This is a genomic window from Klebsiella sp. LTGPAF-6F (assembly GCF_001753185.1).
Lineage (GTDB): Bacteria > Pseudomonadota > Gammaproteobacteria > Enterobacterales > Enterobacteriaceae > Klebsiella > Klebsiella michiganensis.
Window position 1 is genome coordinate 248,614 of record NZ_CP017451.1, and the last position, 14,070, is coordinate 262,683.

Genomic DNA, 14,070 nt, shown 5'->3' on the forward strand with positions numbered 1-14,070 from the left:
ACACATATACAATATTCGCATTCAGGAGTTTCACAATGATCCAGAAATCAATGGCTATGAGCGGCACTACTGCTAACTACACTCTGGCTGAAAGCCTGCGTAATATGCTTAGCAATAAAATGTTCCAGGTATTTATTGCGCTGTTGTGCGCTGCGTTGTTCTCATCTATTGCTTTGGCGGGCGGGGATGACGGAGCCTTGGGTGAAATTTGGACCCAACTTTCAGAAGCTTTAAGTGGCGCGCCCGGGAAGGCCCTGGCCGCATGTATGCTGATCTCTGCATTCTACTTCTCCATCGGCCGTCCGAACCCGGGTTTGGCACTCGTTTCATTCCTAATGATGATGATTTTGGCTAACGGCGAAAAAATCATCACCGGATTCCTTGATGCGGGTGTTGTGCTTTAAAAAAAATTTTTGCTAAACGAGCAAAACAACAATTTGGGGACGAAAGTCCCCTTTTTATTACCTGTACAATAGACAGCATGATGACTACTGGTGGTAACTGAATGGAAAATAACTACACATACCGCTTTCCGTACCGGATTAATTTACCTTTGCTGATTCTCTTTTTTGATGCAAAGCAGATTGGTGTTGTTATGGGACTCCTGGCATTCGGGAACATTTTTGAATGCATGACGATAGCCACAGTAACCGCAGTTGTTTACTGGGTCTCATACAACAAAGCTAAGGAAAGCTCTGTACGGGGGAGATTGAAACATAAACTTTGGTGGAATGGTTTTCTTCCTGGAAGAACTGTTTACCAGAGTCGATATTTCTCTGATCCCTTTATGAGAGTGCTGTACAGCTAAATTAACCCCGGAGAAGTTATGAACGAGAAAAAGTCACTTTTAGAAAACGTCATGAACTTCTTCAGGTTTGTACCGAAGAAGAAGACAGTTGATAAATCAAAGGATGATGAGGCTGACGACGTCCAGTATGAAAAAACTGAAAGTTACAGCAATGATAAAATTCAGCGTCATAAGTCCATCCTGAATTTGTCAAAAGAACTCGAGCCTCCTAAAAAAGGGAAGAAAACGGGTGCTGAACTTACCTACAGTCAGTTAATTCAGCGTGACAAAAAATTAATCTTAAACAATGGATTATTGACGGTGATTGCTGGCCTTTTGGTAATTAAAGTGGTCTTTTTTTCCACAACTGAGGTCATTGCCATCCCTCCGGATATGACTGAGGAAGTTTCCGTTGCCGGAAGTAAGGCAAGTGAGTCATATAAGACGCAATGGGGGCTATTTATAGCAACCACATTGGGGAACATTAACCCTAAAAATGTTACTTTCGTTACCAGTTATATTCTTAAGATGTTTCCGGCATCTAAACAGAGCGAGTTAGAAGCAGAACTCAAAAAAGCCTCGGATTTAATGCTTGCAAGAAAGGTTGATCAAACATTTGTTGCAGAGGACGTCAACTTTTTACCCAGTGATAATGTTCTTTATGTATGGGGTACTCGCAAAACTAAATTCCTAAACGTCTCTGATAAGGAACAAACTGAGCGTTGGACTTACGAGATGGTTTTGAGTGTGAAAAGTGGGCGACCTCGAATACTGTATCTGAACCAGTATTCAGGGACCCCTAATATCAAAAAAGTCACAGTTAACGGGAAGGTATTGGAAAAAGAGTTCACTGAAAATACCGATATGAACAAGCAACTGAACGAAGCAGAAGCTCAATAATATGAAAAGAAAACTCTTAGGTATACTAATCACATTAAACGTGCTGGCTCCATTTGTTCATGCAGATGAACCGTTCAGTATTCCGGCGTCGGCAGTGAATACACAAGCTTTCGATGAACCACCAGATTCCGCCGAAGCTATGAATATTGTAACTAATGCAGTTAAACAAGTTCCGGGGACAGTGGCTGTTAATCAACCACCAATTGACAGCAATCAGCCGCCTGTTAATTCGAACCGCCCGACAACTGCACTACCTGCTGCCCCCGGACTTTCACCAGCGAGTGCTTCTTCACCAGCGGTTCGGTCAATGACCGATTCCCTGTTGAACAATACCCCTTCTGAGGGGCCTGGGCAGAAAGCGGTAAACGAAGCAAAAAAACGGTATCAGCCAATGCAAAACGTCACGGTGCCGCCGGGTGGAAACATTGTTCTCCCTGTTTCATTAGGTTTACAAAACCGTATCCAGACGACTTTTAAGAACGTAAGCGTTTCTACAACTGCACCGTCAGAAGATACAACCATCTATGTAGAAGGTGGCAGTGTCTTTATAACAACTGTAAAAGATGCGCCTATAGGTATCATGTTGTCCGAAGAAGGGGTTCCTGAATCAACATATAACCTGACATTGATCCCCATCGATGTACCGGGAGCTATGATTCGTGTTCAAACACAGTTAACGCGAAACATGGCCATTGAACGTGATCGCCATATCGCTGAAAACACAAATAAAGAACTTCTTGAAAAAGCGCAATCGGGTGAGCTTGACGAAAAAGCTATTGCTCAGGATGACCGCAAACAAAGGATAATAGATATTCTTTATCCCGTTGCTAACGGTGAGGTACCTACCGGTTTTGCACTCCAACTAGATAAACTTTCGGTTATACCTAATAACGAAAAATCCCCTTGCCGGTTTAATTTTTACGCAAAACTTGGGCAACGTCTTATTGGGGCTCGTGAACTGGTTGATGTCATTCTTGTGCAAAACACACTGACATATCCATCGGTTGTTGATGACCAAAAATGCATAACACCAGGTGTGATTGCTACCGCAATCTTTGATAAAGCATTCTTACAACCGGGTGAAAAAACTGAGCTGTATATCCTTCGTGACAAGCTTTATCAGGAACGGGAGTCACGTGTAACTAAACGACCAAGTCTGATTAATGAATGACAAAAAAAAGTAACTTTTCAATTTTCACTTGGGGCATTTTGTTCAGTGTCGGTCTAGGGATGGGGTTTTTTATAGGGAATTTAGCAAAGGAACGCACCGCGATAGTTCAAATTGTGCCATCGGAATATACAGTGCAAGAATCAGCGCCCCCTGGCTTTGATGATTTTAAGGTATATGACTCTGACAAATTGCTATCTGATAAGGATTTCACTCGAAAGGGTAGCTTTGATTCAAAACCGGATGAAAGTTTTGATGAAAAAAGCATCACCACACTTGATCAGAAAACCAATGAACAGGCAATAGAGTTGCCTCACATTGAACTGGATAGTGATAGTCAGTTCTATGAGCAACTCGAAAATAACGTTTTCAAAAATTTACGGGCTGAGCCTCCTTACTCTGTACCGCAGATAGATGAAAAGGTCAGGTCATTGAGGGTAAAGAGATATTTACCACCAAGTAATAAAGGTCAATATAATGAAAACTTTGAAGCTGAAGGAATTGTGGGAAGAAAATAAAGCAATTCGAATTGCTTTTTTGCTTGTCCTAGCATTAGCGGCTCTTGTGATGGTAACCATCACGCTTATGGGCGGAGATGATTCGAGCAAGAAAGCTAAAAAAATTAAGCCTGTGACTAACTTGCTTGACACTTCTTCCATCGTCAATATGGATGAAGAAGGTCAGAAAAGGTTTTTGCAAACAGTTCAGCAGGAAAACCGTAAAGATCAACAAAACATGTTGGATCAGGTAAAGCAAATGGAAAAATATAAGGCCGAAAATTCCAGTGAGCTGACTGAACTTAAAATCCAAATTAAGCAACTGAACCAACAGATCTCTGATATGCAGAATGGAAAGGGACCTGCGAGCAATCGTAGTCTTGATAACCGCGTAGGCCAGCCGGTCTATGAAAATCAGCAGCAAAATCCAGCCTATCAGCTAAACCGTAATGCAGAAGGGAATCGCAATCAGGAAATACCAGTTGCAGGAGGGATTGCGCCTCAACGCACTCAGTTGGTACGCACTATAACCAGCAACAGCATTACCACGGCCAATAACGGTGTTCTTGAAGTCACACCAATTGTTGAAAAGAACATTACTAACGCGAATCAAAAGCGGGTCGTTAAAGCTGGACCTGGAGCTGCTATCGCAGGAGATGGTACTAAGCCGGTTGATAGCAATGCTCGCCACTCAAAGCGTGCTGAAGACCAGTATTTGCCTGCTACGTCTCAACTGTATGCAGTTCTGGTGACAGGTGTTGAAGCGCCGACATCATTGTCGTCTCAAGAAGAACCTTTGGGAGTAACGTTCAGGGTTAAACGCGATGTGTTTTTACCCAATAACTACAGAATGGATCTACGTGACTGCAACCTCTTAGGTACTGCTCGTGGAGATATGGCTTCTGAACGAGTCTATATCCGCACAACTAGTCTGAGCTGTGTTAATTCTAAAGGCAAAAGCTTTGATATCAAATTGGAGGCATACGCTGTTAGTGAAATCGATGGTAAAGCCGGTATCAAAGGTACGCTTATCTCCAGAAACGGTAACGCCATTATGGGTAGTGCTTTTGCAGGTGGACTTAGTGCGCTGGCGCAGGGACTGAGCCCAAGCAAAGTTAGCCAGTTGAATATCGACCCTAACTCACAAGCACAATACCAGGGACCTAATATTGGTGCTCTTGGCGCTGTGGGTGCAAGCGGTATGGTCTCAGGAGGATTAAACAAGCTGACAGACTGGTATACCCACATGATTGATCAGCAGTGGCCAGTTGTAGAGCTTTCTCCGGGTATTAATGCGACTTTTGTCGTTCTTAGTGGTGCATCCATCCCAACCAATTTATCGGCGAAATAAACATGACTCAACCAGTTAAAGATGAAGACCAACATGACGCTGATTTTGAAAAAGTGTCAAGCGAACAGAAAAGCCTGACATTCTCACTGTCTTATTCTTTAGTCGAAAAGGCTGTTAAAATCATCATTGTCGTCGCTATCCTGGTATGTATTTCAGTGTATATTGGGAAGAGAATGAATGAAGGAGTAGGACTGTTTCATAAGAGCGTAAAAATTGCCGTTCTTAACCCTTCTGCTTTAAATGAACAGTATTTAAAAGCACACAATGGAAAAGGTGAAGGTTATCTCCCTTATATTCGCAAGTTGATGGCACTTTACCGGGCACGTGATTTCCTGGTGCTCGATATGAATTATGTCATTACACGACCATCAACAGTAAATGAAGTAGCTTACATAGATGAATCAGAAGTAGAAAGCGAACTGACTGAATATGGTATAGACCCTAAATATTTTGAGGGTAAACAGTGATTATGAGAAAGTTACTTATCAAGTTGCTCGTGTGTATAGCACTACTCAATTCAACTCATTCTGCTGCAGCTGATAAGTATGATGCAGAAGCTGCGGCGTTAACACGCGCTGCTGCTGAAAATGGTCTCGCTTTAAATCAGTCGTCAAGGGGATTAGTTAGCAAGCTTAGTCCTTACCAGCCAAAGGATGCTGTCTACTTACCGACGGGTGGGATTTTTTTATTTGAGGATCAGCGAAGTGGCCTCACCCTAGTTACCACAACGGGTCGCTACTCTTTTTCAGAAGGTAAAGTTTATGATGTTCTCAGGAAAAAACAAGTTCAATCGATATCAGATATCCGAGAAAGTTACTTTTTACCATTGAACGAAGCACCGTTCAAACCTGAGGATGCCTTTACTATCCAGTTCGGGAATCCGTCCCTCAAACGACAGGCAGTTATATTCATTTCTCTTGATTGTCAAGATTGTATTGACTTTCTGAAAAAGATGAATGAAGAAAGGGAACTTGTTCGCTTTGATATTGTTATTTTACCCAGCCCTGGCGAATCAGCTAAACGGGTAAAACAAATGTGGTGCTCTGTTAAAGCTGGTAAAATTACCAATTACGATATTCTTCAGTCGTTATTAGGAAAATCAAAAGATATAAACAACCGGCTTATTCCTCATGAAAATCTGAAAGATTGTTCAGTTGAACCTATTGTTACAGGTCTATACCTGGCATCCATTTATAACGTTCAAGGCATCCCATCTGTAGTTCGTGAAGATGGAGTGTTGGGCAATGGATTACCGACTGATTATAAAAACTGGTTAAAACTGAATTTACAACCTTTGCTTAAAAATCCCTTTAACAAATAAGGTATATAAATGAACAACATCACGAAATTTCTCATGTCTGTTGCTGCGGTGTCTTCTTTATCAGGGTGCATAGGTCAATCTGAGAGCAGCTGCCCAGGTATTGAAAAAGGTGTGCTGTGTATGGGGCCACGGGCAATTATGGAAGCAACTAACAATCATGACGATCTCAAATATTTAAAAAAGGAAGGTGATGAGGGAAAGCAGGATATTGCAGATAGCAAATATCCAACGTCGTTGACTCCGCCACCGGGCGTGCAGTACCCAAAGAAACCGGTAGTAAGTGCTGGCCCTAAACCCTTGTTCACCGGAACTTCTAAGCCGGTGAAGCCGCTGACAACAGCGAGTTATGTGTCGCAGCAGCGCGTACCAGCAGGAAAGGGACTGTATTCAGAATTTGATGGCAAGCCGGTAAACCCAACGCTGAGTTCATATCAAGAGCGTCAGTATCAGGTACAGGGTACGAGACAAGCTGTTATCGCTCCTGAGCCGCTGGCTGTGTTAAGACAAGGCAAAGTTATGCGTGTGCTTATCGCGCCTTACACAGACGATAACGACGCTTTGAACCTCCCTGGCTATGTATATGTCAATGTTAAGCCTCAAACGTGGGTGGCAGGTGATTCAGCATTAAAAAATCCGGCGCGAATTGTCCCACTGGAAATTCAGGAACGCGCTCGTGACAACATGCAGCAGCAGCAACGTAGTACTAAAGGCGTAACGGCGAATGGGGTTACCGGTAGTTCTTTCTAGCCACACGCATAAATATAGTGTTCCACGGAATGTAAGGTAACAGTATGAACAATTCACGTCTCGCAAAAGAACTTGAAAGATATAACTTAGGGCACTTCATTCCCGTGGTCGACAGAATGGTGGATGCCCCTTATTTTTTGCTGGAAGATAACGCGGTAGGTTTCTTTTTTGTCTGCAACCCTTCTCCTGGATTGTATGATAACCAACAAAACCTATTGACGGATCTGTTTAAAATGGATTTTCCTGCGGAGTCCATTATGCAAATGACACTGGCTGCTTTACCGGATGTCAACATATCATTGTCCCGTTGGTTACGTCGCAGAGGTAACAGGATGGGAGGTAGGGATAATGAAAAAGCGGATCTTCTTACCGTATACTCACTGGATTACCTGACAAAAAGTCAATATGAGCCTTTGAAAGAAGCTGATGGCATTAAGATCACGCAAGCTGATGATTTGAAGCTTAGGAATTTCGAGTTGTGGGTAACGGTTAGGATACCTATTAAAGGTTTTTCTCCTAATGAATCCGAATCCATGCGACTGGATGGCCTTTTTAAAGACCTTCTATCTAAACTAGAAGGTTTAACCTTGTCACCAATTGTTGGTAATGCTGACACATGGTTGTACAGTGTTGATAAAATATTAAACCCCGGAAAAGACTCCAGATGGAAATATGGTGGACTTGAAGCTAGTACATTAATGCCATTAAATAATCAGGTCAACATTCCAGGAAGGAAATATGAGGTGGGGGAGGATTATTTCGCGTCATTGTCTGCTGATGATGATGAGACAGCTCAACGATATTTTAAGCATTTGTCGATGACAAAATTCCCTGAATATGTCAACTTTGGTGCTGTTTACGAGTTGGTTGTTGACTGGATGACTGGAAGCAAAACCATTTTCTCTCCTTTTATTATCAACTTCTGTATACAATTCCCACATCAAAAGAAAATACAGAAAGAGTATCTTCGTTATAAAGCGATAACAGATAATCAGTCAAAAATACCTATTGTTTTAAAATATCTTCCTCGCCTTGCCGATATGGACAAGGATTACTCGGCATTGACTAGAGAGTTGGAGGATAAAGCTAAACTACTACAAACTTACATGACATTTATCGTCATGGATAATACACTGGAAAAAGTGAAAATAGCTGCAAAAAGTCTAATTAACTATTACAGCGAGAAAAAAATCGTTGTGGCTGATGATAGTTATATTTGTTTTTCAGGTGTCATGTCGGCTTTACCTTTATGTAATGATCCGGCGACTTTTAGAGATATGGATCGTGGTGATGTAATGACTAATACGGGTGCGGCTCACCTAGCTCCTATCTTTGGCCCGTGGAAAGGAAACTCCACAAATCCAGTCATTCCATTTGTAACCCGCGAGGGACAGTTGGTTATGATTGATATTTTCGAAACTTCAGCCAGTTACAACGTATGCGTTGGGGCTACCTCAGGGGCAGGTAAATCATTTGCAGCAAACAACATTATTCTCAACTATCTTTGTTCTGGCGAGCATATCAATCCGCTTTATCATTTTGATGATATTAGAGATCTGCTTACGGCAGATAAATACGATCCGCCTCTGGACCTGAATGGCAAATTTAATGCGTCACCAGATGGTGCTCAGGTGTTTGTTGTTGATATCGGACGTTCATATCAAGGGCTTGCTGAGCAATTTGAGGACTCTCAATTTATTGATTTTGGAGTTGACGCTACCTTTTCTCTTAACCCTTTCGCTTTCCTAGTGAGAAAATATACAGGAGATGAATCATTGGAGGGATTAACGGGAAATTCAGGTGAAGAAAGTAAAGAATCAGACATTATTGCTCAAACAATCATGGTTCTGAATCAACTAAAACTAATGGCTTCAAGTAATGGTAACATTAGTTCTTTACAGGAAGCAGTAATGCTTCGTCTTATTGCTGAGGAATCAAATAGCCCTGAAGATGGATATCTTCCTTCAGTTACTGGCTTCGCTAAAAAATGCATGAAGCATGAGAAACAAGAAATTAAAGATATAGGCATTCAACTTGGACCTTGGTGTGAAGGCGGCATTTACGGTAGGAGGTTTACAACATCATTGCCACCCATTAATTTTAATAGCCGCTTCATTGTACTTGAACTTGAAGAACTCAAACCTACACCACATCTTCAGTGGGTTGTGTTAATGTCGATAATCCAGGCAGCACAGCATGCTATGTTTATTAAAAAGGATGGTCGTCGTCGTTTGTTTATACTTGATGAGGCTTGGGAGTATATCGGCGAAAGTAATGGTGATGATGCTGCTGTTAACTTTTTTACTAAATTCCTTGAAGCAGCATGGCGTCGTTTCCGTAAAACAAACTGTGCAGGGATCTGTATTACACAGAGCTTCGAAGACTTCTACAAGTCGCCAATCGGTGTAGCGATAGCCAACAACTCACCATGGAAATTTATTATGAAGCAGAGCCCAGAGGCGATTGATTCAATGGAGAAAAATAAATATATTTCAGCATCAGCATCAGAATATGAACGGATGAAGATGATCAGGACTGTAAAGTATGTTTTTTCAGAGATTATGATTCGTTTTGAGAACGTGCAACAAATCGTCCGTCTTTATGTTGATCGTAAAATGGAACTTTGTTTTACTACAGACCCGTCTGACCGACGTAAAATATGGAACCTTGTTAATGACGGATATACGTATGCCGAAGCAATTGACAGGGTTTATGAAGAAGAGCTAGTACAGTTAGGCATGAAAACAAGGCAGGTTGCTTAAAGAGAAAAGGGGCATAAGCCCCTTTTTTATTGTAAAGTAACAGGTTGTGACATGACTGGACGCAAATCCACAACAACTTTATCCCGTACTTCATCAATATTTACACTTAAGGGATATTCACCAGGAAGAGCGCTAGTGACCACAACGGGTGGACTATTAGTAAAAGCTCTCTCTGCGGTTGGTGCTGGTTTGTATATCATGAGGGCAACATTTCGGTAGTCTTTGTAAAGGATACCAAATGTTTTTCCTTCCTGTGTATCTGGTATATCCACTTTAATTGGTGTCAAACCCATTCTTTCCTTTGTGATCACATTAATGACTACAGCTCCTTGGGGATTTGAGTCAATCGTATAGGTAAAGGCCCATGATGCACTTGTTGTCAGAACAATAGCGAATCCAGCTAAGCAAACTTTTTTAATTCCACGAGCTATAAATAACATCATTAAATTCCTCTTTTTCTTTAGCAGAAGTAAGCTTAAACTGCATCATCACTTCAATAGGGACAGTTGTATCCTTCTTATCCTTGGACAAACCATTGAATGTATTGTTAATGAAAATCAACTTTATATCATCTGTATAGCACAGACCTAATAATGCTACATTAGGAACCATATATGTACTGACTGCAGCGGGAGGAATGAGCAACTCCCCCTGAGACTCATATCCGCAACGATTCCCGTATAAGGAAAGTTTATCTACAGTCATAAACTCATTATAACCATTGTCAATTATTATATATACGTCGATACCTGCATTGACTACGCGAACAGAATATTCCCCTGTAACCTTCCCTGGCATTTCAACTGTTTTAACAGGGCTAAAGTTAATCGCGGGTAGCGTTTTATGCCATCCTGGGGGGTGCTGACAAGCTGTTAGTAAAATTATTACAAGGAACATCAGACTATTTTTCAACATGAGTTTCTCCGCTAATGTTCATTATTATTTTTTCATGTGGATAGGCAACAAGATTTTTAGTGTAATATTGTGATCCCGCAAGCATATTATTTCGGGTAATTATTAAAGCCTCCTTATCAAAGCTCACAGAAGTAAATTTGTCGACCTGTACTTCATAAAAACCTTTCTTCAGTTTATTTATATTACCAAAGCCTGATAGCTTAACAACCTTGTCATCATGTGACATTCTTTTTTGATTTGGTGAAACTTTATATTCAATTAGCTTTGTCTCTTTCGCAGCACTAATTGCTTTACCGGGTAAAACAGTAAGTACATTTGGTTTCTTTTTCCCTGTAATGTAGACTATTGGAATGAAATCGTAGAGTTTTTCAGCTTCTTTAATTTTTAGTATGACGTTACTCCCAGGTTCTACCCAAATCATGCCATCATCTTCTGAGAGAAGCGTACTGTGTCCATTTTTTATGATGACAGAGTATTTAATTTCCGGTAAGGAGAGGATTAATGGGAATGATCTTGTGTGATTGCTAATTCGAATAAATTTTGTGTTGTCAATTTTGTTTTTAAAATAACTTGTTTGGACAACAATGTTTTTCATTTTCTGGTCAACCATAACATCAGAACTTAGCTGGAGCTGAGAGCCTGCCATTACGTAGCTTGCGTTTGGTAACAATAAGATAACACAAGCTAAATTCTTAAAACTCATAGCAACTCCCATATTCACTTTCAGTGATGTCAAGAAATCTTATTTTGAAATCAAGTGGTGCATTTGAGAGTCCATCCCAGTTGTTAGGGAACAGACACAAGGTTGATTTAGCTAGTTCAGTTTGCCCTGAGAGAATTCGTTTTAATTGATCAGGTTGATGCACTCCTAATACTACAAGCGATATATCATCTATTGTCTTTCCTGATTCTAGAAAATACCTAGTTCTGGTTATATTACTCGCCATAATGCGTAAGTTTTGGTTATCCAACTTGTTCAAGGTTGCCATGAGAGTGTTCCAGTCACCACCATCGTGGGGGATATCTGACGAACCAATTATGTATGTTCCTAGTTTTGTTTTGAGATTTATTACCAGTGGGTAATCGATTTTATAAATATCACGTTCAAGCAAAATCTGGTCGTAAGAGTCATGCCAGCTTCCACCTAAACTTCTCCAGTGTTTACGAGTATGTGTATCCGGAAAGTACCTGAAGGTTTTAAGGTACTTTTGAGTAATAGCATCAGTCATAAGTAATTCATGAAAACCTACCACAGTGAAAAAATGAACTTTCCTGTCACCAAATTTTTTGTAAACCACTGCCTCAAGCAGCTGACAGGGGGAAGGGCCCCAGTCAAACAAATTACCAGTAGTTATAACAACCACTTCATCACCGGACTGGGTCAGTTTTGAAAGGCCCTTGAGTAACAGTTCAAAATGTCCATAAAGGTCACTGACGATAAGAATTCGTCCTGTAAAATCAGTAAGGTCAATACTTAGATTTGAAAGTATAGTCATTTATCACCTCTGTGTGATCATACATTTATGAGGGATGTGATGACGTCGCCAGAGAGGAAAAAAGCTATTTTTACAATATTTTTTTTCAGTACATTGTTAGATTTATGTAAAAGTGACTTTTTAATAGTTGATGAGAATCATTCCCATGTAGGCATGTAACACACGTGGTTTAAATGCAACCAAAGGTCTGACCTCCAGCGCGGGCTCACTCATTCTTTACAAGGTTAAAGAATTGCCTCAGTGCCACATTCGTAAGCGCAGATCCAGTGAAAAGGCATGTTATCAAACACTTGGCGTTTCGTTATAACTTATTGTTTTAAATGGTGATACTGCAATGTAAAAGCAAGGCATACTCTGATTGCTAAAGTTAAAGATCCTGTTACCAAATCACAATCCAGATTCTTATTCGAGCTAAATTGTGTGCATTCTGATAAAAGTAACTTTTGGCGCGTTGTAATGTGTTCCTTTCGATTGATGATCTAGTTCAACAAGTGAATAATACGAGCCCTTAGAATTATGAGCGGTGCAGATATCGGTAGCTTACATGTTAAGCTAAGATTAGATAAACCTACAGGTTCAGAGCGAAAGTTAACTTTTTCTCACTCTGGCTGAGGTAGGAATACTTTGTTTTTGGTATGATTTTTAGCGACACACTATCCATCAAAGCACATGAGTAACTACAGATGACAGATGGCATGATTTACCATGGGGTACGAAAGCAGGAACTTCTCAAGATTATTGAGCGCTCTGGCTTAAACTTCGAAGAAGCAACCAGTAATTTTGGGTTTGCTGACAACACCCGCAATCCACTTTCTTTGATCCTGGATGGGTATTTTATTCAGATAATTCCTATGGCCCGAGAGGAACACAATTGGGAAATAGCTCCAGTAGATACTGTTATCTTATCCATTATTATACCCCCTTCGCTTGATGAAGACCCAGATGAAAACACGATGACAATAATGTCGGATTGTGGAATAGCTGAGTTTGAACTTGAAGATGCAGGCATCAGAATTAACAGAATGATAACATTTGTAGGTGGTGCTACAGCAGAAAATTTCCTACATCAACTTAGAATTCTTTACATTACTGCATGCCAGACCCAAGGGGGATTTGATGACGATGAAGATAGTGAGTATTAAAAAAGTTAGTTTCTTCATAGTTCCACTTATTACCCTGCTAGGTATTTATTCTCTAACTATGAATAAACCAAGCCTGTCGAGCTTTAAGCAAAACTCGGTTCATGCCGCAAGTCTGGCGGGCGCTGAAACCAGTATGAATTTTAAGATCGTTGATGAAAAAACAATAATGATAAACAACATTCCTTCTATTGTTAAAAAGGAGTACATTAAAAGTCTTAGCTCTACAGAGGTTCCACCTGGTGCTCCATCGGGAGACTATCTAATGCTAGAGACCAGTGCTTATATTTTTGCGATGAAGCAATCTGGAGGGAATACCTACATTGGTCTGGTGAAGGATTTAATCAACGAAGGTGAAGGACATATTTGGTGGAAAATATAAATAATGATGTTCCACAGCATCAACCTTACCGAAATGAAAAGGTATTTAATTCCGGCAAGACTGCACTTGAGCTCAATTATTCTGAGACAAATGGCAGTGTGAATCTTATCCTTGCTGGGCCTTTAGCATCTAAGCCGGGCGCGTTTGACTGGACTGGGCAAAAGGCCTTTTCAACAAAGCTGAGTGATGATGAAGTGATCGCTTTGTGTATGGCGTTTCTTCGCCTTACTCGTGAGGCTGTTCTGAAAGATAAAAAAACAAAGCACCATAATAAGCAAGTCTACAAAAACGTAAAAGTTACTTTTGATGGTAAATCCACAGCAATGTTGGAGGGGGGCGTTGTAGCTATCAACAAAGACGAGCGAGACATTAACTTTATACATAAAATTAGTATTGATCCTGCCGCCTGCCTTCGCTTAGGTCTTTTCCTCTTATCCGTCATACTGGCCCGAAATCCAGGGGTTCCATCTGACGCGGTTCTAACGTGCATGCGTCTTAATGCAAATGCTCAACTACAAAAGTAACTTTTCTGTACAGCCATTCCCGTTTTACGGGAATTTCAATGAAGATACTTCCCTTAATGGGAAAAATACGCTCTGTTCATA

The 14,070-nt window shown here is 40.8% G+C and carries 17 protein-coding genes; 13 read left to right on the plus strand and 4 right to left on the minus strand.

Features of this window, described 5'->3' with window-relative positions; genetic code table 11:
• The first annotated feature begins 35 nt into the window (after positions 1-35).
• From BJF97_RS30120 to BJF97_RS30165, 10 genes are all read left to right on the plus strand, one after another.
• A complete protein-coding gene (locus BJF97_RS30120; protein WP_004026504.1) occupies positions 36-404 on the plus strand; it encodes a hypothetical protein in 369 nt (122 codons plus the stop codon).
• Between the two features lie 101 nt (positions 405-505).
• A complete protein-coding gene (locus BJF97_RS30125) occupies positions 506-808 on the plus strand; it encodes a type IV conjugative transfer system protein TraL (protein ID WP_024198097.1) in 303 nt (100 codons plus the stop codon).
• 18 nt (positions 809-826) lie between these two features.
• The gene (locus tag BJF97_RS30130) at positions 827-1,687 is read left to right on the plus strand and encodes a TraE/TraK family type IV conjugative transfer system protein (protein WP_004196647.1); all 861 of its coding nucleotides are present in this window, start codon (positions 827-829) and stop codon (positions 1,685-1,687) included.
• Position 1,688: 1 nt separating this feature from the next.
• A complete protein-coding gene (locus BJF97_RS30135; protein ID WP_004026506.1) occupies positions 1,689-2,858 on the plus strand; it encodes a TraK domain-containing protein in 1,170 nt (389 codons plus the stop codon).
• Complete coding sequence (locus tag BJF97_RS30140; RefSeq protein ID WP_014386508.1) at positions 2,855-3,373, plus strand: hypothetical protein; 519 nt, start codon at positions 2,855-2,857, stop codon at positions 3,371-3,373. The genes BJF97_RS30135 and BJF97_RS30140 overlap by 4 nt, the downstream gene beginning before the upstream one ends.
• Entirely contained in the window at positions 3,333-4,703 is a 1,371-nt protein-coding gene (locus BJF97_RS30145; protein WP_032437928.1) for a TrbI/VirB10 family protein, read from the plus strand. Before BJF97_RS30140 ends, BJF97_RS30145 begins: the two co-directional genes overlap by 41 nt.
• 2 nt (positions 4,704-4,705) lie before the next feature.
• The gene (locus tag BJF97_RS30150; protein ID WP_004181799.1) at positions 4,706-5,170 is read left to right on the plus strand and encodes a hypothetical protein; all 465 of its coding nucleotides are present in this window, start codon (positions 4,706-4,708) and stop codon (positions 5,168-5,170) included.
• Between the two features lie 2 nt (positions 5,171-5,172).
• The gene (locus BJF97_RS30155) at positions 5,173-6,024 is read left to right on the plus strand and encodes a disulfide isomerase (RefSeq protein ID WP_025368610.1); all 852 of its coding nucleotides are present in this window, start codon (positions 5,173-5,175) and stop codon (positions 6,022-6,024) included.
• A gap of 9 nt (positions 6,025-6,033) precedes the next feature.
• Entirely contained in the window at positions 6,034-6,771 is a 738-nt protein-coding gene (traV, locus tag BJF97_RS30160) for a type IV conjugative transfer system lipoprotein TraV (protein ID WP_004181797.1), read from the plus strand.
• 44 nt (positions 6,772-6,815) lie between these two features.
• Complete coding sequence (locus tag BJF97_RS30165; protein ID WP_004196678.1) at positions 6,816-9,533, plus strand: TraC family protein; 2,718 nt, start codon at positions 6,816-6,818, stop codon at positions 9,531-9,533.
• Positions 9,534-9,559: 26 nt separating this feature from the next.
• Here the strand turns inward: BJF97_RS30165 and BJF97_RS33495 are convergent, their stop codons facing one another.
• The 4 genes from BJF97_RS33495 to BJF97_RS30180 are packed head-to-tail and all read right to left on the minus strand — an operon-like array spanning position 9,560 to position 11,944.
• Complete coding sequence (locus tag BJF97_RS33495; RefSeq protein ID WP_014386510.1) at positions 9,560-9,976, minus strand: hypothetical protein; 417 nt, start codon at positions 9,974-9,976, stop codon at positions 9,560-9,562.
• Positions 9,948-10,448: a hypothetical protein gene (locus BJF97_RS30170; protein ID WP_004196661.1), complete on the minus strand. Its 501-nt coding sequence runs from the start codon at positions 10,446-10,448 to the stop codon at positions 9,948-9,950. The genes BJF97_RS33495 and BJF97_RS30170 overlap by 29 nt, the downstream gene beginning before the upstream one ends.
• Positions 10,435-11,151 (minus strand): hypothetical protein, encoded by a 717-nt coding sequence (locus tag BJF97_RS30175; RefSeq protein WP_040209781.1) that lies wholly within the window; start codon positions 11,149-11,151, stop codon positions 10,435-10,437. Before BJF97_RS30175 ends, BJF97_RS30170 begins: the two co-directional genes overlap by 14 nt.
• On the minus strand, positions 11,141-11,944 hold the full coding sequence (locus BJF97_RS30180; protein ID WP_014386512.1) for a metallophosphoesterase: 804 nt from the start codon (positions 11,942-11,944) through the stop codon (positions 11,141-11,143). Before BJF97_RS30180 ends, BJF97_RS30175 begins: the two co-directional genes overlap by 11 nt.
• A gap of 683 nt (positions 11,945-12,627) precedes the next feature.
• Between BJF97_RS30180 and BJF97_RS30185 the strand changes: the two genes are divergently transcribed.
• The 3 genes from BJF97_RS30185 to BJF97_RS30195 are packed head-to-tail and all read left to right on the plus strand — an operon-like array spanning position 12,628 to position 13,989.
• Entirely contained in the window at positions 12,628-13,086 is a 459-nt protein-coding gene (locus BJF97_RS30185) for a hypothetical protein (protein ID WP_004196672.1), read from the plus strand.
• Entirely contained in the window at positions 13,061-13,465 is a 405-nt protein-coding gene (locus tag BJF97_RS30190; protein ID WP_032437918.1) for a hypothetical protein, read from the plus strand. Before BJF97_RS30185 ends, BJF97_RS30190 begins: the two co-directional genes overlap by 26 nt.
• On the plus strand, positions 13,453-13,989 hold the full coding sequence (locus tag BJF97_RS30195; RefSeq protein ID WP_004181791.1) for a hypothetical protein: 537 nt from the start codon (positions 13,453-13,455) through the stop codon (positions 13,987-13,989). Before BJF97_RS30190 ends, BJF97_RS30195 begins: the two co-directional genes overlap by 13 nt.
• The last annotated feature ends 81 nt before the right edge of the window (positions 13,990-14,070 follow it).